Origin of the sequence: Mycobacterium sp. 1274756.6 (assembly GCF_001668625.1) — a bacterium.
GTDB lineage: Bacteria > Actinomycetota > Actinomycetes > Mycobacteriales > Mycobacteriaceae > Mycobacterium.
This window is the reverse complement of record NZ_LZLJ01000037.1, coordinates 19801-44077: the sequence shown is the minus strand read 5'-3', so window position 1 is coordinate 44077 and position 24277 is coordinate 19801. Positions and strand designations below refer to the sequence as shown.

The 24277-nt window shown below is 71.8% G+C and carries 9 protein-coding genes and 1 pseudogene; 4 read left to right on the top strand and 6 right to left on the bottom strand.

The features are described from left to right. The 4 genes from A5643_RS04945 to A5643_RS04930 all read left to right on the top strand — a co-directional run. Nucleotides 1-1253, top strand: a 1253-nt coding sequence (locus A5643_RS04945; RefSeq protein ID WP_197497650.1) for an arabinofuranosyltransferase, incomplete at its 5' end; no start/stop codon positions are given. Continuing rightward, the gene (locus A5643_RS04940; protein WP_082948731.1) at nucleotides 1250-4492 is read left to right on the top strand and encodes an arabinosyltransferase domain-containing protein; all 3243 of its coding nucleotides are present in this window, start codon (nucleotides 1250-1252) and stop codon (nucleotides 4490-4492) included. The genes A5643_RS04945 and A5643_RS04940, both read left to right, overlap by 4 nt. Before the next feature lie 72 nt (nucleotides 4493-4564). Then, the gene (locus tag A5643_RS04935; RefSeq protein ID WP_066852536.1) at nucleotides 4565-7855 is read left to right on the top strand and encodes an arabinosyltransferase domain-containing protein; all 3291 of its coding nucleotides are present in this window, start codon (nucleotides 4565-4567) and stop codon (nucleotides 7853-7855) included. Continuing rightward, entirely contained in the window at nucleotides 7819-11049 is a 3231-nt protein-coding gene (locus A5643_RS04930) for an arabinosyltransferase domain-containing protein (protein ID WP_197497651.1), read from the top strand. Before A5643_RS04935 ends, A5643_RS04930 begins: the two co-directional genes overlap by 37 nt. Nucleotides 11050-11363: 314 nt before the next feature. Here A5643_RS04930 and A5643_RS04925 read toward each other — a convergent pair. From A5643_RS04925 to A5643_RS04900, 6 genes and pseudogenes are all read right to left on the bottom strand, one after another. Next, nucleotides 11364-12695, bottom strand: a pseudogene (locus A5643_RS04925) (MFS transporter); the annotation flags it as partial. Between the two features lie 240 nt (nucleotides 12696-12935). Next, complete coding sequence (locus tag A5643_RS04920) at nucleotides 12936-14507, bottom strand: acyl-CoA carboxylase subunit beta (RefSeq protein ID WP_066852532.1); 1572 nt, start codon at nucleotides 14505-14507, stop codon at nucleotides 12936-12938. Then, nucleotides 14504-19822, bottom strand: coding sequence for a polyketide synthase Pks13 (gene pks13 / locus A5643_RS04915; RefSeq protein WP_082948735.1), 5319 nt, complete (start codon nucleotides 19820-19822; stop codon nucleotides 14504-14506). Before pks13 ends, A5643_RS04920 begins: the two co-directional genes overlap by 4 nt. A 104-nt stretch (nucleotides 19823-19926) precedes the next feature. Then, nucleotides 19927-21819, bottom strand: a complete 1893-nt coding sequence (fadD32, locus tag A5643_RS04910) for a long-chain-fatty-acid--AMP ligase FadD32 (RefSeq protein ID WP_066852527.1) — start codon at nucleotides 21817-21819, stop codon at nucleotides 19927-19929. Nucleotides 21820-22022: 203 nt separating this feature from the next. Further along, complete coding sequence (gene culp6, locus A5643_RS04905) at nucleotides 22023-23030, bottom strand: carboxylesterase Culp6 (RefSeq protein ID WP_066852525.1); 1008 nt, start codon at nucleotides 23028-23030, stop codon at nucleotides 22023-22025. A gap of 189 nt (nucleotides 23031-23219) precedes the next feature. Further along, nucleotides 23220-24107 (bottom strand): alpha/beta hydrolase-fold protein, encoded by an 888-nt coding sequence (locus A5643_RS04900; protein WP_066852522.1) that lies wholly within the window; start codon nucleotides 24105-24107, stop codon nucleotides 23220-23222. Nucleotides 24108-24277 lie beyond the last annotated feature (170 nt).

Here is a 24277-nt window from a genome sequence, read left to right as displayed (position 1 = left end):
CACTCGAGGCCGAGCGTGAAGCTGGCTTCACGGTGGCGCCAGGAAGCGGCGGCTGGGCCGCGATCGTCGGCACCGGGATCTTCCTCGGCTTCGCCGCCACCTTCTACACCCTGCTGGTGGCATACAGCGCGTTCACCGTGGTGCTGATGGCGGTGGGTCTGGCCGCCGCCCGGTGGCGGCACCGCGGCCCGGCCGCCGCGCTCGACCCGCTGCTGCGGCTGGCGGTGATCGGGGTGATCGCGGCGGCGATCGGCGCCACCACCTGGCTGCCGTTCCTGCTGCGCGCCGCCCGCGACCCGATCAGCAACACCGGCAGCGCCCAGCACTACCTGCCCGCCGCCGGCGCGGAACTGACCTTCCCGATGCTGCAGTTCACCCTGCTCGGCGCGCTGTGCCTACTCGGCACGCTGTGGCTGGTGGTGCGCGCCCGCACCTCGGTGCGCGCCGCCGCCCTGGCGTTCGGGGTGGTCAGCGTCTACCTGTGGTCGCTGCTGTCGATGCTGACCACGCTGGCCCGCACCACCTTGCTGTCCTTCCGGCTGCAGCCGACGCTGGTGGTGCTGCTGGCCGCCGCCGGGGTGTTCGGGTTCCTCGAGGTCACCCACCGGCTCACCGAGGCCGGCCGCCAGTACGGCTGGCAGCGCGGCATCACCGCGGTGGCCACCGTGATCGGGTTCGCCGGGGCGCTGTCGTTCAGCCAGGACATCCCCAACGTGCTGCGCCCCGACCTGGCCGTCGCCTACACCGACACCGACGGCTACGGCGAGCGCGGCGACCGCCGCCCGCCGGGCTCGGAGCGCTACTACGGCGAGATCGACGCCGCGATCACCGCCGCCACCGGCGTTCCCCGCGACCAGACCGTGGTGCTCACCGCCGACTACGGGTTCCTGGCGATCTACCCCTATTTCGGGTTCCAGGGCCTGACCTCCCACTACGCCAACCCGTTGGCGCAGTTCGACCGCCGCGCCGCGGCCATCGAGAGCTGGGCGGAGCTGAAGACCGCCGAGCAGTTCACCGCCGCGCTCGACGAGCTGCCCTGGCCGGCGCCCACCGTGTTCGTGATGCGCCGCGGGGCCGGGTCGGCCGCCGGCGACACCTACACCCTGCGGCTGGCCGAGGACGTCTACCCCAACCACCCCAACGTCCGGCGCTACACGATCACCCTGCCCGCCGCCCTCTTCGACGGCCCGCAGTTCAGCGTCGACCAGATCGGGCCGTTCGTGGTCGCGATCCGCGTCCCCGCGGCCCGATGACGCCCGCGACCGGCACCGATCCCGGCCGCCCGATACCATCAAGCCCCGTGAGTGACCTGCGGGCCAACCACCGGATCGCCCGGATCGTCGCCGTCGTCGCCGGCCTGCTCGGCGCCGCGCTGTCGCTGGCGGTGCCCTTCCTGCCGGTCAACCAGACCACCGCGCAGCTGAACTGGCCGCAGAACGGGGTATTGGCCAGCGTCGACGCGCCGCTGATCAGCTACGTCGCCACCGACATGCACATCAGCGTGCCGTGCCGGGCCGCCGCCGGGCTCACCGAATCCGACGGCGGCCACAACGTCCTGCTGTCCACGGTGCCCAAACAGGCACCCAAGGCCGTCGACCGCGGCCTGCTCGTCGAGCGCGCCAACAACAACCTCGTGGTGGTGGTGCGCAACACCCCGGTGGTGGTCGCCCCGCTCAGCCAGGTGCTGAGCCCGGCCTGCTCCAAGCTGGTGCTCGACGTGCGGGCCGACAAGGTCACCGGCGAGTTCGTCGGCCTCACCCAGGGCCCCAACGACGACAAGCCCGGCGCACCGCTGCGCGGGGAACGCGGCGGCTACGACTTCCGCCCGCAGATCATCGGCGTCTACACCGACCTCGCCGGGCCCGCCCCCGACGGGCTGCGGTTCTCGGCGACGCTGGACACCCGCTACTCCAGCGCCCCCACCCCGCTGAAGATGGCCGCGATGCTGCTCGGGGTGGCGCTGACCATCGCCGCGCTCATCGCGCTACACCTGCTCGACGCCACCGACGGGATGCGCCACCGCCGCTTCCTGCCCGCCCGCTGGTGGTCGATCAGCGGACTGGACGCCCTGGTCACCGCGGTGCTGGTGTGGTGGCACTTCGTCGGCGCCAACACCTCCGACGACGGCTACATCCTCACCATGGCCCGGGTCTCCGAACACGCCGGGTACATGGCCAACTACTACCGCTGGTTCGGTACCCCCGAGGCGCCGTTCGGCTGGTACTACGACCTGCTGGCCTACTGGTCGCACATCTCCACCGCCAGCATCTGGATGCGGCTGCCCACCCTGCTGATGGCGCTGGCCTGCTGGTGGGTGATCAGCCGGGAGGTGCTGCCCCGGCTGGGCCACGCGGTCAAGACCCAGCGGGCCGCCGCCTGGACCGCGGCCGGCATGTTCCTGGTGTTCTGGCTGCCGCTGAACAACGGGCTGCGCCCGGAGCCCATCATCGCGCTGGGCATCCTGTTGACCTGGTGCTCGGTGGAACGCGCGGTGGCCACCAGCCGGCTGCTGCCGCTGGCCGCGGCCTGCCTGATCGGCGCGCTCACGCTGTTCTCCGGCCCCACCGGCATCGCCTCGATCGGGGCGCTGCTGGTGGCCATCGGGCCGCTGCTGACGATCCTGCACCGCCGCTCCACCCGCTTCGGACTGCTGCCGATGCTCGCCCCGATCGCCGCGGCGGCCACCGTCCCGGCCGTGCTGATCTTCCGCGACCAGACCTTCGTCGGCGAACTGCAGGCCAGTTCCCTGAAATCGGCGGTCGGACCGAGCCTGAGCTGGTTCGACGAGCACATCCGCTACGAGCGGCTGTTCATGGCCACCCCGGACGGCTCGATCGCCCGCCGCTTCGCGGTGCTGGCGCTGGTGGTCGCGCTCGCGGTCGCCATCGCCATGTCGCTGCGCAAAGGCCGCATCCCCGGCACCGCCGCCGGGCCCAGCCGCCGCATCGTGGGGATCACGATCATCTCCTTCGTCGCGATGATGTCCACCCCCACCAAATGGACCCACCACTTCGGGGTGTTCGCCGGGCTGGCCGGGTCGCTGGGCGCGCTGGCCGCGGTCGCCGTCAGCGCCGCGGTGCTGCGCTCCCGACGCAACCGCACCGTGTTCGCCGCGGTGGTGCTGTTCATCACCGCGCTGGGCTTCGCCAGCGTCAACGGCTGGTGGTACGTCTCGAACTTCGGTGTGCCGTGGTCCAACGAGTTCCCGGCCTGGCATTTCGCGTTCGCGACCTTCCTGATCGGGTTGACCGCGCTGGTGGTGCTGCTGGCCGCCTGGTTCCACTTCTTCGCCGGCGACGACACCCGCCGCCGGCCGCCGAGCCGGCGCGCCCGCATCCTGCAGTCGCCGCTGGCGATCGCGGCGTGGGCGCTGGTGTTCTTCGAAGTGGCCTCGCTGACGCTGGCGATGATCGGCCAGTACCCGGCCTGGACGGTGGGCCGCTCCAACCTGCAGGCCCTCACCGGCAAGACCTGCGGGCTGGCCGACGACGTCCTGGTCGAACAGGACGCCAACGCCGGGATGCTGGTCCCGGCCGGCGGGGTGCCGGTCGGCGACGCGCTGGCCGCCGGCTACTCCCAGGGGTTCCGGCCCACCGGCATCCCGGCCGACATCTCCGCCGACCCGGTGATGGAGCCGCCCAGCGGCGGCAACAACCTCGACGAGGACGACGGCCCGACCGCCGGGGTGGAGGGCGGCCTGATCGCCAAGCCCGGCATCAACGGCTCCCGCGCCCGGCTGCCATTCGGCCTCGACCCCGCCCGTACCCCGGTGCTGGGCAGCTGGCGGGACGGGGTGCAGGTCCCGGCCCGGCTGCGCACCGCCTGGTACCGGCTGCCGGCGCGCGAGCAGGCCGGGCCGCTGCTGGTGGTGTCGGCGGCGGGCCGCTTCGACACCCACGAGGTGCAGGTCGAGTGGGCCACCGACCCGGCCGCCGAGGAGCCCGGCGGTGCGATCGAGTTCGCCGACATCGGCGCCGCCCCGGCCTGGCGCAACCTGCGGGTGCCGCTGGCGCAGCTGCCGCCCGAGGCCACCGTGGTGCGGCTGGTGGCCACCGACCGGGACCTGGCGCAGCGGCACTGGATCGCGCTGACCCCGCCCCGCATCCCGCAGCTGGACACCTTGCAGGACGTCGTCGGCTCCGAGGATCCGGTGCTGCTGGACTGGCTGGTCGGGCTGGCGTTCCCCTGCCAGCGCCCGTTCGGGCACCGCTACGGCGTCATCGAGGCGCCGAAGTGGCGGATCCTGCCCGACCGGTTCGGCACCGAGGCCAACTCCCCGGTCATGGACAACATCGGCGGCGGCCCGCTGGGCATCAGCGAGCTGATGTTCCGCGCCGCGACCGTGCCCAGCTACCTCAAGGATGACTGGAACCGGGACTGGGGCGCGCTGCAGAAACTGACCCGCTACTACCCGGAGGCGGTCCCGGCGGAACTGGATCTGGGCACCGCGACCCGCAGCGGGCTGTGGAGCCCGGCACCGCTGCGCCCGTAAGACCCGCGCGCCCCGCCCCGCCCAAAAGGCGGGTCCCACCATCGGAAACCTCGTCGCATACCATCAAGCCTCGTGCCCCACGACGATGTTGAGCGGTCCCGCTACCGCACGGCGCGGCTGATCGCGATCGTCGCGGGGGTGCTGGGCGTCCTGCTCTGCGGCGTGGTGCCGCTGCTGCCCGTCAAGCAGACCACCGCCACCGTGGTGTGGCCCACCGCCACCGACGACACCGGCCGGATCACCGACGTCACCGCACCGCTGGTCTCCGGCGCCCCCCGCGCCCTGGACATCACCATCCCCTGCCCGGTGATCGCCACCCTGCCCGCCGACGGCGGGCTGGTGCTGTCCACGATCCCGGCCGGCGGGGTCGACGCCACCAAGAACGGGCTGTTCGTGCGGGCCAGCAGCGACGCCGTGGTGGTCGCGTTCCGCGACTCGGTCGCCGCGCTGGCACCCCGCGACGCGGTGGCCGGACCGGACTGCCAGACCCTGCACATCTGGGCCGACGCCGGGGGCGCGGGCGCGGAGTTCGTCGGCATCCCGGCCACCGTGCGCACCCTCCCCGCCGACAAGAAGCCCCAGGTGGCGGGCATCTTCACCGACCTGAAGGTCACGGCGCAGCCGGGCCTGTCGGCGCGCATCGACGTCGACACCCGCTTCCTGGTCTCCCCGGGCCTGCTCAAGAAGGCGGCGATCGGGCTGGGCGCGCTGTCGGTGCTGGCCGCCCTGGTCGCGCTGGCCGTGTTGGACCGCCGCGCCGGGCATCGGGTGCCGCGGCGCTGGCGGCACGCCTGGCGGGCCGGCACCGCCACCTGGCTCGCCGACATCGGCGTGATCGGCGCGCTGGCGCTCTGGCACGTCATCGGCCCGCTCTCCTCCGACGACGGCTACAACCTGACCATCGCCCGCGTCGCCGGGGACGCCGGCTACCTGGCCAACTACTACCGCTACTTCGGGGCCGCCGAGGCCCCGTTCGACTGGTATCCCGCCGTGCTGGCGCACCTGAGTTCGGTGAGCACCGCCGGGGTGTGGCTGCGGTTGCCGGCCACCCTGGCCGGCATCGCCTGCTGGCTGCTGGTCAGCCGGTGGATGCTGCGCCGGCTGGGGCCGGCCCGCGCCGGGCTGGCCGCCAACCGGGTAGCCGTCTGGACCGCCGGGGCGGTGTTCCTGGCCGCCTGGCTGCCGTTCAACAACGGGCTGCGGCCCGAACCGCTCATCGCGTTCGGCACCGTGGCCACCTGGGTGCTGGTGGAGAACGCGATCGCCACCCGCCGGCTGGTCCCGGCGGCGCTGGCGGTGATCGTCGCCGCCCTGACCGCCACCCTGGCCCCGCAGGGGCTGATCGCGGTCGCCGCGCTGCTGGTCGGGGGTCGCGCGATCGCGCTGATCGTGGCGCGCCGCCGCCCACTCGACGGGCTGGCCGCCCCGCTCGCCGTGCTGGCGGCCGCGCTGTCGGTGATCGTGCTGGTGGTGTTCCGCAACCAGACACTGGCCACCGTCGCCGAGTCCGCCCGCATCAAATACGTTGTGGGCCCGACGATCTCGTGGTATCAGGAGTTGCTGCGCTACTACTTCCTGACCGTGGAGACCGTCGACGGCTCGATGACCCGGCGGTTCGCGGTGCTGATCATGCTGTTCTGCCTGTTCGCGATGCTGGCGGTGCTGCTGCGCCGCGGCCGGCTGCTCGGGCTGGCCCGCGGCCCGGTGTGGCGGCTGCTGGGCACCACCGCGATCGGGTTGCTGCTGTTGACCTTCACCCCCACCAAGTGGGCGGTGCAGTTCGGCGGGTTCGCCGGGCTGGCCGCGGCCCTGGGCGCGGTCACCGCGTTCAGCTTCGCCCGGGTCGGGCTGCACTCGCGGCGCAACCTGTCGCTGTATGTGACCGCGCTGCTGTTCCTGCTGGCCTGGGCCACCTCGGGCATCAACGGCTGGTTCTACGTCGGCAACTACGGCGTCCCCTGGTTCGACAAGCAGCCGGTGCTGGCCAGCCACCCGGTCACCACCATGTTCCTGGCGCTGGCCATCCTCACCGGGCTGCTGGCCGCCTGGCAGCACTTCCGGCTGGACTACGCCGGGCACACCGAGGTGGCCAACACCCGCCGTAACCGGGTACTGGCCTCCACCCCGCTGCTGATCGTCGCGGTCATCATGGTGGTGCTGCAGGTCGGGTCGATGGCCAAGGCGTTCGTCGGGCGCTACCCGACCTACACCACCGCCAAGGCCAACCTGGCGGCGCTGACCTCCGGACTGTCCGACACCGCCTGCGCGATGGCCGACGCCGTGCTGGCCGAACCGGACGCCAACGCCGGGCTGCTGACCCCGGTGCCCGGCCAGAGTTGGGGCGAGTACGGCCCGCTCGGCGGCACCGACCCGGTCGGCTTCGTCCCCAACGGCGTCAGCGACGACCTGTCCTCCGAACCGGTGGTCTCCAAGCCCGGCGTGGTCAACTCCGACGCCTCCCCGAACAAGCCCGGCTCCTCGGTGAGCGACTCGGCGGGTACCGCCGGCGGTTGGCTGCCGCCGGACGCCCCGGCCGGGGTGAACGGCTCGCGGGTGGCGCTGCCGTTCGGCCTGGACCCCGCCCGCACCCCGGTGATGGGCAGCTACGACGAGAACACCGTCGCCGCCAAGGCCACCTCCGCCTGGTACGCGCTGCCCGCCGCGACCCCGGAACGGCCGCTGGTCACCGTCGCCGCGGCCGGCGCCATCTGGTCCTACGACGAGGACGGCACCTTCAACTACGGGCAGTCGCTGAAACTGCAGTGGGGCGTCACCGGCGCCGACGGGTCGACCGCCGAGCTCGGGCTGGTGCAGCCGATCGACATCGGCCCGGACCCGGCCTGGCGCAACCTGCGGTTCCCGATGGCCTGGCGCCCGCCGGACGCCAACGCGGTGCGCATCGTCGCCGACGACCCCAACCTCAGCTCCGACCAGTGGTTCGCGTTCACCCCGCCGCGGGTGCCGGTGCTGGCCACCATCCAGGAGCTGGTCGGCTCGGACACCCCGGTGCTGCTCGACATCGCCACCGCCGCGAACTTCCCCTGCCAGCGGCCGTTCACCCAGCACCTGGGGGTCGCCGAGCTGCCCGAGTACCGGTTCCTGCCCGACCACAAGCAGACGGCGTCGTCGTCGAACCTGTGGCAGGCCACCGAGGACGGCGGGCCGTTCCTGATCACCCAGGCGCTGCTGTACACCTCCACGATCCCGACCTACCTGCGTGACGACTGGTACCGCGACTGGGGTTCGGTGGAGCGCTACCACCGGCTGGTGCCCGCCGAGGAGGCGCCCGAGGCCGTCATCGAGGAGGGGGTCACCACTGTGTACGGCTGGAGCCGTCCCGGACCGATTCGAGCCCTGCCGTGACCGACACCAGCCGCCAGATCCGCCTGACCCGCTGGGTCGCGATCGTCGCCGGGCTGATCGGCTTCGTCCTGTCGGTCGCCACCCCGCTGCTGCCGGTGGTGCAGACCACCGCGCAGCTGAACTGGCCGCAGCACGGCCAGCTGACCAACGTGACCGCACCGCTGATCTCGCAGGTGCCGGTCGAGATGACGGTGCGCATCCCGTGCCGGGAGGTCGCCGCGCTGCCGGCCAAGGGCGGGCTGCTGGTGGGCACCGCCCCCAAGGACGGCAAGCAGGCCGCGCTGAACGCGATGCTGGTGACCGTCAACACCAGCCGTGTCGACGTGATCGTGCGTAACGTGGTGGTCGCCAGCGTCGCCCGCGACCGGGTGCTGGGCGCGGGCGGGCAGCCGGGCTGCTCGACGATCGAGATCACCTCCAGCGAGGACGGCACCTTCGCCACGTTCGCCGGCCTCACCGACGACGACGGGGCCGAGCTGCGCACCGGCTTCGCCGACCCCAACCTGCGCCCGCAGATCGTCGGGGTGTTCAGCGACCTGGCCGGGGCCGCGCCGGCCGGCCTGGAGTTCACCGCCACCATCGACACCCGCTTCTCGACCAAGCCGACCGCGGTGAAGCTGGCCGCGATCGTGCTGGCGATCGCCGCGACCGTGGTGGCGCTGCTGGCGCTGTGGCGGCTGGACCGGCTCGACGGCCGGCGGATGCGCCGGCTGATCCCGGCCCGCTGGCGCACCCTCACCCTGCCCGACGCGGTGGTGACGGCCGGGTTCCTGCTCTGGCATGTGATGGGGGCGAACTCGTCGGACGACGGCTACATCCTGGGGATGGCGCGGGTGGCCGGGCACGCCGGCTACATGAGCAACTACTTCCGCTGGTTCGGCAGCCCGGAGGACCCGTTCGGCTGGTACTACAACCTGCTGGCGTGGATGACCCACATCAGCGACGCCAGCATCTGGATCCGGCTGCCCGACCTTGCCGCCGCGCTGGTGTGCTGGCTGCTGCTCAGCCGGGAGGTGCTGCCGCGGCTCGGGCCCGCGGTCGCCGCGTCCCGCCCGGCGCTGTGGGCGGCGGCGACGGTGTTGATGGCCGCCTGGTTCCCGTTCAACAACGGGCTGCGGCCCGAACCCATCATCGCGGTGGGCTCGCTGATCACCTACGTGCTCATCGAGCGGGCGGTGACCTCCGGTCGGCTCACCCCGGCCGCCCTGGCGATCATCGCGGCGGCGTTCACCCTCGGCATCCAGCCGACCGGCCTGATCGCGGTGGCCGCGCTGGTCGCCGGCGGGCGGCCGCTGCTGCGGATTCTGGTGCGCCGGCACCGCGAGGTGGGGCTGTGGCCGCTGCTGGCGCCGTTGCTGGCCGCCGGGTTCGTCATCCTCACCGTGGTGTTCTTCGACCAGACGCTGTCCACCGTGCTGGAGGCCACCCGGATCCGCAGCGCCATCGGCCCCAGCCAGGAGTGGTACACCGAGAACCTGCGCTACTACTACCTGATCCTGCCCACCGTCGACGGGTCGCTGTCCCGGCGGTTCGGGTTCCTGATCACCGCGCTGTGCCTGTTCGCCTCGATGTTCATCATGCTGCGCCGCAAGCGGGTGCCCGGGGTGGCGCGCGGGCCGGCCTGGCGGCTGATGGGTGTCATCTTCGGCACGATGTTCTTCCTGATGTTCACCCCGACCAAGTGGGTGCACCACTTCGGGCTGTTCGCCGCGGCCGGGGCGGCGGTGGCGGCGCTGGCCACCGTGCTGGTCTCGCCGATAGTGCTGCGCTCGGCGCGCAACCGGATGGCGTTCCTGGCCGGGCTGCTGTTCGTGTTGGCGCTGTGCTTCGCCACCACCAACGGCTGGTGGTACGTCTCGAGCTACGGGGTGCCGTTCAACACCACGATGCCGCGCATCGGCGGGGTCAGCGTCAGCGCGATCTTCTTCGCGCTGTTCGTGCTGGCCGCGCTCTACGCCGCCTGGCTGCATTTCTCCGCGCGTGCGCGCGCCGAGGGCCGGGTGGCGCGGACGCTGACCGCCGCGCCGATCCCGGTGGCCGCCGGGTTCATGGTCTGCGTGTTCGTCGCCTCGATGGCGATCGGGATCGTGCGGCAGTACCCGACCTATTCCAACGGCTGGGCCAACCTGCGCGCCTTCGTCGGCGGCTGCGGCCTGGCCGACGACGTCCTGGTCGAACCCGACGCCAACGAGGGCTTCCTGACCCCGCTGGACGGCGACTACGGGCCGCTGGGCCCGCTGGCGGGCACCGACCCGGTGGGCTTCACCGCCGACGGGGTGCCCGAGCACATCGTCGCCGAGGCAATCCGGATGACGCTGCCGCAGCCCGGCACCGACTACGACTGGGACGCCCCGGTGACGCTGAAGACCCCGGGCGTCAACGGCTCCACGGTCCCGCTGCCCTACCGGCTGGATCCGGCGCGGGTGCCGGTCGCGGGCAGCTACACCACCGGCCCGCAGCAGCAGAGCACGCTGATCTCGGCCTGGTATCCGCTGCCCGCCGCCGACGGCGGCCGGCCGCTGGTGGTGGTCACCGCGGCGGGCACCATCGCCGGTGACAGCGTCCAGCACGGTCGCACCGTCGGCCAGGCCGTCGAGCTGGAGTACGCGGTGCCCGGGCCGGACGGGGCGCCGGTGCCCGCCGGCCGGCTGACCCCCTACGACCTGGGGCCCGCGCCGTCGTGGCGCAACCTGCGGTTCCCGCGCGCGGCCATCCCCGACGACGCGGTCGCGGTGCGGATCGTGGCCGAGGACCTGTCGTTGTCGCCGGGCGACTGGGTGGCGGTCACCCCGCCGCGGGTGCCGAAGCTGCTGTCGCTGCAGGAGTACGTCGGGTCCACCCAGCCGGTGCTGATGGACTGGGCGGTCGGGCTGGCGTTCCCCTGCCAGCAGCCGATGCTGCACAGCGACGGGGTCACCCAGGTGCCCAAGTACCGGATCACCCCGGATTACACCGCCAAGAAGCAGGACACCGACACCTGGGAGGACGGGCTCAACGGCGGCCTGCTCGGCATCAGCGACCTGCTGCTGCGCGCGCACGTGATGGCGACCTACCTCTCCCGCGACTGGGGCCGGGACTGGGGCTCACTGCGCCAGTTCGACACCATCGTCGACGCGGTGCCCGCCGACCTCGAACTCGGCGAGGCCACCCGCAGCGGGTGGTGGAAATCCGGCCAGATCCGCATCAAGCCGTAGCCGCCTCAGCGGCGGCGGGGGGTCCGCGCCGGCACCCGCATCGGTTTGGCGCGCGGCGGCAGCGGCCGATCCGGCCACCAGGCGGAGAGGTCGACGCGCGGCGCGGCGCCGGTGTCGTCGTCGAGTACGGCCCAGAGGTCGTCGAACCCGGGTCCAAGGTCGGTGAAACCCGGTCCGGCCCCGGCGCCGGCGTGCGCGGCGACCAGGTCGCGCAGCGGCCGGGTGGGCAGGGCGGCGGTGACGTCGGCGGGCCGGGCGATCGGCCGGGTCGCCAACGATTCGGACAGTTCGCGCTCCAGCGGGCTGGGCACCCCGGGGATGTCGGTGCCGCGCAGTGAGCACCCGGCGGTCTCGGGCAGGAACCGCAGCGCGGCCAGCCCCACCACCGCGCCCAGGACCAGGTAGGCCGCCGGGAACAGGGTCCAGCCGGTGGTGGTGATCACGGTGTCGGCGACCACCGGGGCGGTCCCGCCGAACAGGGTCACCGCGGCGTTGTAGGCGAGCGCGAAACCGGCGTAGCGCACCTGGGTGGGAAACATCGCCGGGAAGGTCGCCGCGACGGTGGCCGACGGCACCGCGAACAGCACGCACAGCACGGTGAAACCCAGCAGCGCCCACCAGAATCCGCAGCCCATCAGCCAGTACATCGGCACCGCCAGCGCACCCAGCGCCAGCAGGGCGCCCCGCCACAGCGGTTTGCGGCCGACCCGGTCGGACCAGGCGCCGGCCAGCGGGATGCACACCATCATCGCCAGCTCACCGAGCAGCACCACGGTGGTGCGGTTGCGCTCGCCGAGCCCCATGGTGGCCTGCAGGTAGGTCGGCTGGTAGGTGATCAGCGTGTAGTCGATGAGGTTGAGTGCGACCACCAGGGCGAACATCACCGCCAGCGGCCGGGTGTAGTTGGTCAGCAGGTCCTTCAGCCGGCCCCACGCCGAACCGGTGATGGCCTCGACGGCCGCGCACTCGCGGAACACCGGCGTCTCGGCCATGCTGGCCCGCAACACCAGGCCGACCACCCCGAGCGGCAGCGCGATCAGGAACGGCACCCGCCAGCCCCAGGCGGCCATCTGCTCGTGGGAGAGCAGCGCCTCCAGGGCCAGCACGACCGCCCCGCCGAACACGAAGCCGGCCATCGCGCCGAACTCCAGGAAACTGCCGTAGCGGCCGCGCTGGTGATCCGGGGAGTACTCGGCCATGAAGGTGGCGGCCCCGCCGTATTCACCGCCGGTGGAGAAGCCCTGCACCACCCGCAGCGCGATGAGCAGCGCCGGGGCCCACCAGCCGGCGGTGGCGTAACTGGGCAGCACGCCGATGGCGGTGGTGGCCACCGCGATGAGCAGGATGGTGGCGGTGAGCACCGATTTGCGGCCGAACCGGTCCCCGATCGGGCCCCACACCAGCCCACCGAGCGGACGCAGCACGAACGACACCGCGAAGCCGAGCATGGTGCCGACGTTGCCCAGGCTGCCCGGGAAGAAGGCGCCGGTCAGGTAGGTGGCGACCAGCGCGTAGACGCCGTAGTCGTACCACTCGGTGGCGTTGCCGATGGCCGAGGCGAGGATGGCGCGGCGCAGCGTCGGGTCGGGGCGGGTGGCTGTCGCATCGGTTGGCCGGTCGGGCCGCGATACTGACAGCAGGCTCATCGCATCCTCTCGCCCGCCGCCGGGGACTCTGCGGGCGATCTCGGTGGAGCCGGGAAACACGTTCGGCCCCCGGCGAATTCGAGCCTCGACGGCGCGCCCGGTATGGGATCGCCGGGGGATACGATAGTAGCTCTGAGGCGCCTGAGGCTGGTGTTGCTAAAGCGTTATACGACACTTACGGTTCCGTGACCGCGGTGCCGGGGGGTGCCGCGGAAACCTCGGCTATACGCGCGTGGGCCGCTAGATCGGCAGCAGGCCGTGCTTGCGCTGCACCCGGTCGTACTTCTGCTTGTCGCGCAGCAGCCGCAGCGACTTGCGCAGCAGCAGCCGGGTCTCGTGCGGCTGGATGACGCCGTCGATGTAGCCGCGCTCAGCCGCCGTCCACGGGATCGCCATGTTCTCGTTGTAGCCGGCTATGAAGTCCGCCTTGATCTTCTGCACCTCGGGCGCGGTCGGGTCCGGGAACCGCTTCACCAGCAGCTGGGCGGCGCCGTCGGCGCCGATCACCGCGATCCGCGCGGTCGGCCAGGCGAAGTTCAGGTCCGCGGAGAGCTGCTTGGAGCCCATCACCGCGTACCCGCCGCCGTAGGCCTTGCGGATGATGATCGTCACCTTCGGGACGTCGGCCTCCACGATCGCGTTGAAGAACCGGCCACCCCGCTTGATGATCCCGTTCTGCTCCTCCGACACCCCGGGCATGGCGCCGGGGGTGTCGACCACGAACACCAGCGGCAGGTTGTAGGAGTCGCAGAACCGGATGAAGCTGGCCGCCTTGTCCGACGCGTCGGTGTCGACCGCCCCGGACATGAACATCGGCTGGTTGGCGATCACCCCGACCGGCCGGCCGTCGACCCGCGCGAACGCGGTGATCATCGCCGGGCCGCGCTGCTCGGCGATCTCGAAGACGTCGCCGTCGTCGAAGATGCGCAGCAGGATCTCGTGCATGTCGTAGGCGGTGTTGTCCGAGTCCGGCACGATCGAGTCCAGCTCGAGGTCGTGCGGGGTGATCTCCGGCTCCAGGCCGGGGTTGACGATCGGCGGGTCGTCGAAGCCGTTGGACGGCAGGAACGACAGGTAGTCGCGCACGTACTGGAAGGCTGCGGCCTCGTCCTCGACCACCTTGTGGATGTTGCCGCGCTGGGCCTGCACGTCGGCGCCGCCGAGCTCGTCGAAAGTGACGTCCTCGCCGGTGACGTCCTTGATCACGTCCGGGCCGGTGATGAACATGTAGCCCTGGTCGCGCACCGCGACCAGCAGGTCGGTCTGGATCGGCGAATACACCGCTCCCCCAGCGCATTTGCCCAAGATGATCGAGATCTCCGGGACCAGGCCGCGCAGCATCTCGTGGCGGCGCCCCAGCTCGGCGTACCAGGCCAGCGAGGTGACCGCGTCCTGGATGCGGGCCCCGGCGGAGTCGTTGATGCCGATGATCGGGCAGCCGACCATCGCCACCCACTCCATCAGCTTGGCGACCTTGCGGCCGAACATCTCCCCGACCGAGCCCTGGAAGACGGTCTGGTCGTGGGAGAACACCGCGACCGGGCGGCCGTCGATGCGACCGTGCCCGGTGACCACGCCGTCGCCGTAGAGGGCGTTGGGGTCCCCCGGCGTCTTGGCCAGCGCACCGACCTCGAGGAAGGAGCCCGGGTCCAGCAGCGCGTGGATGCGGGCCCGCGCGCTGGGGATCCCCTTCTTCTCCCGCTTGGCGACGGCCTTCTCGCCGCCGGGTTCGTTGGCCTCGGCCAGCTTCTCGCGCAGCTCGGCGAGCTGCTCGGCGGTGGTCTTGGGCTGCGGGAGAGAAGTGTCGGTCATGTGCCCTCGCTCTCGGCTTGGATGCGGTTGATGGCCTGGCTCATGTGGGCACCGATCTTGGCGATGTAGGGCTCGTCGATGACCTGGATGTGTTCACCGCCGACCGGCACCACCTCCAGGTCGGAGACGTACTGCCCCCAGCCGCCGTCGGGCGCCCGAGTAGCGTACGCGGGCTCGAAGGTGATCGCGTCGTCGTGGTAGCGGTCGGCCATGTACAGCGTGACGTGGCCGTCGTAGGGCCGGTACTCGGCGGTGTCGATGGTCCGCTGGTCCAGGTAGGAGGTGCGCTGGTGCTCGATGATGCCGCCGGGGATCTGCACCCCGCTCTCCTTGACGGCGTCCAGCACGAAGGCGACCTGCCCGGCGTCGTCGAGCTCTTCCAGCTGCTCGTAGGGGATTTCCGGGATCTGCACGTTGAAGGTCCGCTCGGCGAACTTCGCGTAGCGGTCCCAGCGCGCCCGGGTCGCCTCTTTGGTCTGCTCGATCGGCTCGCCGGGCATGACCGCGTCGATCAGCCCGACGAACTGCACGTCGCAGCCCTGCTCCTTCAGCCCGATCGCGCAGGCGTAGGCCAGCGCGCCACCGAGTGACCAGCCGGCGAGGATGAACGGCCCGTCACCGCCCATCTCGCGCAGCTTGGGCACGTAGGCGGCGGCGCGTTCCTCGATGGAGCCCTCCACCCGCTCGAGCCCGTACATCGGGGTGTCGGCGGGCAGCCGGGCCAGCAGCGGCTCGTAGACCACGGTGGACCCGCCGGCGGCGTGGAACACGAACACCGGAACCCGGCTGGTGCCTTCGGGTTTGGCCCGCAGGGTCCGGACGAACCCGTCGAGCTCGCCGGCCTCGAGGAACTCCCGGACCGTGGTGGCCAGGGCCTCGATGGTCTCGGCCGACTGCACGTCGGCGGCGGTGATGGTGCCCTCGGCGCGCTCGGAGAGCCGCTGGGCGATCTTCTCCACCTCGGCCTCGGCGATCTCGGGCAGCGGGTTGAAGATGCCGCCCGGCGACTTGCCGGTGACGATCGCCCAGGTCGCGAAGGTGACCCGCTCGGCGGCGTCGCGCGGCGGGACGTCGGAGTTGAGCGCCTCGGCGACCGCCTGCTGGTTGAGGATGTCGGTCGCGGCGGCGCCCGCCGCGGACTTGGCCGGCGCGCCGCCCGGACCGCTGGGGTCGGTGGGTGGTGGCGGGACCGGCGCGCCGCCCGGCCCGCTCGGATCGGTGGGCGGCGGCGGGACCGGCGCATCGCCGGCGGCGTTCTGCTCCGGCTGGGTCTCCGGTTCGGCCTGCGGATCCGGTGCCGGGGCCTCGCCCACCGTGGTCGGGGTGGCGCCGGAGAGCAGCCGCGCCTGCTCGGCGGCGATCTCCTCGGGCGTCTGGGTCTGCTGATGCTCGTGCAGCGCCTGCACCTCGTCGCGGTGCTCGACGGCGTACTTGATCATCTCCTCGACGTTGTAGAGGTTCGCGTCGCGCACCGCGGTCAGCTGGATCGGCGGCAGGTCGAAGTCGTACTCGACCCGGTTCTTGATCCGCACCGCCATCAGCGAGTCCAGGCCCAGCTCGATCAGCGGCACCTCCCACGGCAGGTCCTCGGGCTCGTAGCCCATCGCCCCGCCGACGATCGCGCCCAGCCGGTCGGCGACACTCTCCCCGGAGTCCGGGGACCACTTGGCGAACCCGGCGCCCAGGTTGGCGCCCTGGGTGAGGTTGTCGGTCAGGATCGCCGCCTCTTCGGCCGGCTCGGCCGGTTCGGGCTCGACGGCGGTGCCGGCCGGGGCGGTGACCGCGCTGCCCGCGCCGACCGCGGCGGGCAACCCGACCGCGCCGGCCGGCGCGTCGCCGCGGCTGACCAGCGCGTCGTAGACCAGCGTGAACGATTCGTCGATGCGGGCGTGCACCTGCACCGCCGCCCCGCCGGGGTGGCGGGTCAAGGTGGTGACCAGCCGGGCGCCCTCGCCGGGCAGCGCGCGCTGTTCGGCGGCGACCACCCGGGCGTCGGGCAGCACCGCGGTGGCGGCGGCTTTCACCAGCGCGGCCAGGTCGGCGGCGCCGCGCGGCGCGAACTCCCAGACGTGCCGGCCGTCGGGCAGCGCCACGTGCGAGCCGGGCATGATGCCCGAGGCGTCGGCGGTGAAGTTGGCGTCCAGCCAGTGCTGTTTGCGCTTGAACCGGGTCGGCGGGATGTTGGCGTAGTCGGCCAGCGTCTGCGCCCGGGAGAACAGGGTGCGCATGTCCAGGTCGTGGCCGTGGACGAACAGCTGGGCCATCGCGGTGGTCATCGAGTCCACCTCGTCGGCCTTGCGGGCCAGGGTGGCGATCAGCTGCGCGTCGGGCAGCCCGGCGTCGGCGGTGGTCAACCCGACCTGCATCAGCGCGACCGGGTTGGGCGCCAGCTCCAGGAACGTGGTGTGGCCGTTGTCGACGGCGTTGCGCACGCCCTGGGTGAAGTAGACCGAGTGCCGCAGCCCCTTCTTCCAGTAGTCGATGTCGTGGATCGGCTCGCCGCCGGCGCGCACGAAGGTGCCCTCGTGCACCGTGGAGTAGTAGCCGATCCGGGTGGGCAGCGGTTCGATGCCGGCCAGCTCGGCGGTGAACTCGCCGAGCAGCGGGTCCATCTGCTGGGTGTGGCTGGCGCCCTTGGTCTGGAATTTGCGGGCGAAGCGGCCCTCGGCCTCGGCGCGGGCGATGATGGCGTCCACCTGCTCGGGCGGGCCGCCGATGACGGTCTGGCCGGGGGCGGCGTAGACGCAGACCTCCAGGTCCGGGAAGTCGGAGAACACCTCGGTGATCTCGGTGGCGGAGTACTCGACGAGCGCCATCAGCCGGATGTACTCGCCGAACAGCATCTTTTCGCCCTCGCCCATCAGCCGGGCGCGCGGCACGATGGTGCGGACGGTGTCGCGCAGCGACAGCCCGCCGGCGAAGTAGGCCGCCGACGGCTCGCCGAGGGACTGGCCGATGACCGCGGTCGGGGCGGCGCCGTGGGCGCGCAGCAGCTCACCCAGCGCGATCTGGATCGCGAAGATGACCAGCTGCACGGCTTCGATCGGGAACTCGACGGTCTCGTCGGTGTAGTCGATCGCGTCGTCGAGGATCATCTCCAGGATCGAGATGCCGCGCTCGTCCTGGATCAGCGCGTCGACCTTCTCCAGCCACTCGGCGAAGATCGGGTCGCGCAGGTACAGCTCCTTGCCCATCTTGCGGTGCTGGGCGCCGAACCCGGCGAACACCCACACCGGCCCGGCGGTGACCGGACCGTCGGCGGAGAACACGGTGGGTTTCTGCTTGCCCTCGGCGACGGCGCGCAGCCCGGCGATGGCCTCGTCGTGGTCGCGGGCGAGCACCACCGCGCGGGAGCGGGCGTGGTTGCGCCGCGACAGCGCCCGGCCGATCGACTCCAGCGACGACGCGCGGCCCTCCACGCTGTCGATCCAGTCGGCCAGCTCCGCGGCGGCGGCCTTCTTGCGGGAGGTGAGGAACGCCGACACGGCCAGCGGGATCAGCGGGGCGGTCGGGTTCTCCGCCTCGCGGGCCGCCAGCTGCTCCAGCGCGGCCTCCTTGAGCCGCACCGCCTCCTCGGTCAGGCCGGGCAGCGGGTACTCGTCGTCTTCGGCGGCGGCGGTCTGCGGCTCGTCGTCGTGGACGAACTCGCCGTACTCGTCGAACCGCACCCCGCCGGCCTCGTCGGCCGCCGCGGCGCCGTCGGCCGCCGGTGCGGTGTCGGCCGGTTCGGGCTCGGGTTCCTTGGCGATGACGTCGCGGGGCAGCACCTCGCGCAGCACCAGGTGGGCGTTGGCGCCGCCGAAGCCGAACCCGGACACCCCGGCGACGGCGTAGCCGCCGTAGCGCGGCCAGTCGGTGACGGTGTCGGCGACCTGCAGCCGGGCGGTGTCGAAGTCGATGTAGGGGTTGGGGCCGGCGTAGTTGATCGACGGCGGGATCTTGTCGTGGTGCAGGGCCAGCACGATCTTGGCGAGGCTGGCCGCCCCGGCCGCCGACTCCAGGTGCCCGATGTTGGATTTGATCGCACCCAGCAGGGCCGGCCGCTCGGCCGGGCGGCCACGGCCCACGACCCGGCCCAGCCCGTCGGCCTCGATCGGGTCACCGAGGATGGTGCCGGTGCCGTGCGCCTCGATGTAGTCGACGGTGCGCGGGTCGATGCCGGCGTCCTTGTAGGCCTTGCGCAGCACCGCGGCCTGCGCCTCGGCGTTGGGGGCGAGCAGGCCGTTGGACCGGCCGTCGTGGTTGACCGCCGAGCCGGCGATGACGGCCAGGATCTGGTCGCCGTCGCGGCGGGCGTCGTCGACGCGTTTGAGCACCAGCATGCCGCCGCCCTCGGAACGGGCGTAGCCGTCGGCGTCGGCGGAGAAGGATTTGATCCGGCCGTCGGGGGCCAGCACGCCGCCGACCTCGTCGAAGCCGACCGTGATCAGCGGGGTGATCAGCGCGTTGACGCCGCCGGCGACCACCACGTCGGCGTCGCCGTTGCGCAGGGCGCGCACCCCTTCGTGGACGGCGACCATCGAGGAGGAGCAGGCGGTGTCGATGGCCATCGACGGGCCCTGGAAGTCGTAGAAGTAGCTGACCCGGTTGGCGATGATCGAGTGCGCGTTACCGGTGATGGCGTACGGGTGGGCGATGCTCGGGTCCGACATCGCCAGGAAGCTGTAGTCGTAGTTCGACGCCCCGATGTAGACCCCGACCGATTCGCCGCGCAGGCTCGACGCCGGGATGCGGGCGTGCTCGAGGGCCTCCCAGGTCAGCTCCAGCGCCATCCGCTGCTGTGGGTCGATGTTGTCGGCTTCCATCTTCGACAGCGCGAAGAACTCCGAGTCGAAGCCCTTGATGTCGCTCAGGTAGCCGCCGCGGGTGCGGGCGGTGTCGACCCGTTCGGCGATGCGCGGTTCGGACAGGAACTCCGACCAGCGGCCCTCGGGCAGGTCGGTGATCGCGTCGCGGCCTTCCAGCAGCGCCCGCCACGTCTCGTTGGGGCTGTTCATGTCGCCGGGGAAGCGGGTGGACAGGCCCACCACGGCGATGTCGGCGACGTCGGCGTCGCGCGACCAGTCGACGCCGTCGCCGTCGTCGGGCAGCTCCGGTTCACCCTCGATGATGCGGGTGGACAGCGCCTCGATGGTGGGGTGCTGGAACGCCACCGTGGCCGAGAGGGTCACGCCGGTGAGGTCCTCGATGTCGGAGGCCATTGCCACCGCGTCGCGGGAGGACAGCCCCAGCTCGACCATCGGGGTGGTCTCGTTGATCGAGTCCGGGGACTGCCCGGTGGCGTTGGCCACCCAGTTGCGCATCCAGGTGCGCATCTCGGCGACGGTCAGGTCGGTGCGGGCCGGTGATCCCGGTTCCGGTGTCTCAGTCACTAGCGCCGCTCCTCAGTGCTCGCGGGGGTTCGCAATTCCGCGCGGGGTCAGTCCGATTGGTCGGGGAAGGCGTTCGGCGAAGCGTAGCCGCCGCGCAGGCTGCCGTCGAGATAGGCGGTGCGGCAGGCCCGCCGGCCGATCTTGCCGCTGGAGGTGCGCGGCACCGACCCCGCCTGCACCAGCAGCACGTCGCGCACGGTGACGCCGTGGCGTACCGCGATCGCCGCCCGGATGTCGTCGGCGATGGGCTGCTGGTCGAGTTTGTGGGTGCCCGGTCCGCGTTCGGCGACGATCACCAGCTGCTCGGAGCTGTCGTCGGCGTCGTACTTCAGCCCGGAGTGCGGGTTGTCGAAGACCGCGGCGGGTAGCTGGTTGGCCGGCACCGAGAAGGCCGCCACGAAGCCGGGCCGCACGGCGCGGCTGGCCTCCTGCGCGGAGTACTCCAGGTCCTGCGGGTAGTGGTTGCGCCCGTCGATGATCACCAGGTCCTTGACCCGGCCGGTGATGTAGAGGTCGCCGTCGTAGTAGGTGCCGTAGTCACCGGTGCGCACCCACATGCCGTCCTCGGGGGCGCCGGCGGCGTGGGACTCCTCGATGCGGGACTTGAGCAGGTTGCGGAAGGTTTCCTCGGTCTCCTTCTCCTTGTTCCAGTAGCCCGAGCCCATGTTCTTGCCGTGCAGCCAGATCTCGCCGATCTGGCCGTCGGGCAGTTCGGTGGCGGTGTCGGCGTCGACGATGACCGCCCACTCGTCGATTCCGATCTTGCCGGCCGAGGCCTGCGCGACCGCGTTGTCCGACTCCGGGTCGACCTCGAGGAAGCTGTTGTTGTTCAACGTGTCCCGGTCGACGTGGATGATCTTCGGCGCCTCCTGCATCGGGGTGGTGGAGACGAACAGGGTCGCCTCGGCCAGCCCGTAGGAGGGCTTGATCGCCTTCTCCTGGAAGCCGTACGGGCCGAACGCCTCGTTGAACTTGCGCAGCGAGGCCGCCGAGACCGGCTCGGAGCCGTTGAGGATGGCCTTGACGTTGCTCAGATCCAGCGGCGGCTCGCCGTCGCGCGGGAGGCCGCGGGCGGCGGCGTGCTCGAACGCGAAGTTCGGGGCCACCGAGTAGGCCATGCCCTCGTCGTCGGGTTTGCGGGCCAACTCCCGGATCCAGCGGCCGGGCCGGCGCACGAACGCGGCCGGGGTCATGAACGTCACGTGGTGGCCGATCACCGGGGAGAGCATGACGGTGATCAGGCCCATGTCGTGGAAGAACGGCAGCCAGGTGACGCCGCGGTCGCCTTCGCGGCCCTCCAGCGCGTGCATCACCTGCACCACGTTGGTGGGCAGGTTCAGGTGGGTGATCTGCACGCCGGTGGGGGTGCGGGTGGACCCGGAGGTGTACTGCAGGTAGGCGATGGTGTCCTCGCTGGCGGGCATCAGCTCCCAGGTGGAGGCCACCTCGTCGGGGACCGCGTCGACGGCGATGACGCGGGGCCGCTCCTTGGCCGGGCGGCTGCGGAAGAACTTGCGGACGCCTTCGGCGGAGTCGCTGGTGGTCAGGATCGCGGCCGGCTCGCAGTCGTCGAGCACCGCGTGCAGCCGGCCGACGTGGCCGGGCTCGGCCGGGTCGAACAGCGGCACCGCGATGCGCCCGGAGTACAGGGTGCCGAAGAACGCGACCAGGTACTCCAGGTTCTGGGCGCACAGGATCGCGACCCGATCGCCGGGCTTGGTGACCTGCTGCAGGCGGGCGCCGATGGCGCGGTTGCGGGCCCCGAACTCCGCCCAGGAGATGTCGCGGGCGACCCCGTCGCGCTCGGTGGAGTAGTCCAGGAACCGGTAGGCGAGCTTGTCGCCGCGGACCGAAGCCCACCGTTCCACGTGGCGTACCAGACTGCCGTGTTCGGGAAACCTGATCTGACCGTCCTTGATGAACGGGTTGCGGTATCCCAAATGGGAAGCCTGTGTCATACCACTCTCCTGTCGACACCTGGGCGGGGCAGCGGACCGATCGGACGTCCCGTCCGGCGATGCTGGCATGCTACCGACGCGCACAACCGGGACCGGACCGACGGCCCGTCCGCTCTTAATTCTTTCTTAATGTTAAGGGCCGGGGCGGCGTGAGCCAAATCAGCCCGCCTCCGGTGTGGCGCCGCTCATCCGTGCGGCGGATGCGGCGCGTTCTCGATCAACTGATGCGCCCAGTCCAGCGTCCAGGTCGTCGCCGGCTTGCCGTCGACCTCCCAGAATTTGGTGGTCGCGTACAGCGCGTGCACCGGGTTGGCGGCGCCCCCGGCAAGTTGGTCGAGGGTGGTGGGCAGGTTGGTGATGCTGAACGCCTCGCGGGGCGCGGCGCAGATCAAATCGCCCGGCGCGCAGATCTCGTTGGTGCGGTCGCCGAGCGCACCGAATCCGCCCGGTCGCGGCCCGGTCATCGACAGGCCCATCCCGGACAGCAGCGGCACCTCGCTGAGCGTGATCTCCGCGCCCTGCCCGGGCGGGTTGGGCCCGACCATCCGGCCCACCCCGTCCTCGCGGCGGCCGTCGGCGATCAGCGTGACCCCCAGCACCAGGTCCTCGTCGACCGGGCCCTCGTCGTTGCCGATCATGTTGGCGATGTCTCCGGCGATCACCGCGCCCTGGGAGAAGCCGATGATCACGTAGCTGGTCAGCGGGCAGCGCTCGTTCATGTCGGTCAGCGCCTTGATCGTGGCGCGGGTGCCCTCGGCGCGGCTGTCGTTGTACGACATCTGCTTGTCGTTGCTCAGCGGGTTATGGAACTGCGCGGTGTAGGGGATGGTGTAGGGCTGCACCCGCGCGGCGTCGAAGTTCTCCGCGATCGGGCGGGTCACGTTGAGTAGCAGCGCGATGGGGAACTCGCCCGGGTTGAGCGGGTCGTCGGTGCGGGAGGACTCCCAGGTGCCCGGGATGGACACCAGCTGCACATCCGGGCAGCTGGCGTCCTGGAAGGCCGGGCGGGGTTTCTTCGCCCGGGGGGTCGTGGTGGTCGGCACCGCCTCGGGTCGCTCGGAGCTCGGCGGCGCCGAGGGCATGCGGATGACGATGATCACCACCCAGATGACCAGGGCGACGGCGACGGCCATCGCGACGGCGGCGATCAAGCCCAGAATGCGGCGGCGTTTGCGCCGCGAGGTGTTGGCCATCGTCTCCTGCTCACCAGAGTCGGTCGAGTTGCGTTTCCACGGTACCGACCCCGGGCGCCGGCCCGGCATCGAGCACGGCCCACCCCGGTCCGGCCGGGTGGCGCCGGGGCCGCCCGGACGTCCGGCGGGACGCCCGACCGGAGGTCAGCCGGACGCGGGCGGGAAGCGAGGCGGGAGCCAGGCGGGCGGCTAGCCGATGGCGGCGACGATGTCGCCGGACATGGCGCCCAGCTGGCCCGCCCACGACCCCCAGGTGTGGTCCCCGCTGCCGAAGTCGACGTGGATGTTGCGGCCGCCGGCGTTGCGGTACTGCTGGTAGAAGTGGCGGGCGCTGCCCGAGGCCTCCGCGGCCGCGCCGATCATGGCCGGGACGTCGGCGGGCGCGTCCACTCCGGGGCTGAACACCCAGACCCGGGTGTTGTTGGCGGCCAGCATCCCGGCGTGCACGGACGGGTCGTGCCACTTCCAGCGGCCCAGCTGCGGGGCGCCCCACATGCCGTTGGCGTCCACCCCGCCGAACTGGGCCAGCCCCGCGGTGATGGCGCCGTTCTCCCAGGTGGACGACGGGTAGAGGAACCCGGAGAGCGAGCCGGCGAAGCCGAACCGGTCCGGGTGGAACACCGCCATCATCATCGCGCCGGTGCCGCCCTGGGAGGCGCCCACGATGGCGTGGCCGCCGGGGGCCAGACCCTTGTTGGCGGCCAGCCAGTTCGGCAGCTCGTCGGAGAGGAAGGTCTCCCACTGCTTGCTGCCGTCCTGCTCCCAGTTGGTGTAGAGGCTGAAGGCGCCGCCGGCCGGCGCGACCACCGAGACGCCCTTGCCGGCCAGGGTGGCCATCGCGTTGCCCGCGGTGACCCAGTTGCTCACATCGGGTGCGGCGTTGAACGCGTCGAGCAGGTAGACCGCGTGCGGCCCGCCGGCCTGGAACGAGACCGGGATGTCGCGGCCCATGGCCGCGGAGGGCACCATCAGTTGCTCGACGCCGTCGGCGTGGGCGGGGCCGGCCGTCGCGGTCCACATGCCGGTGGCCAGCACCGCCACGCTGACGGCCCGCAGCAGTTTCGACAGCGCTCTCATGGCTACCTCCGACGACCGTTTCTTCCGCTCCGCGCACGCTCGGTACGCAAGGTAGTGAATCACACCGGCCGGTCGCGGCGGGCCGATACGGCCGACGGCGGCGCCCCGCAGGGCACCGCCGTCGAACACGTTGCGGACGAACCGCTCACGGCTATCGCGCCGTGGTGTCG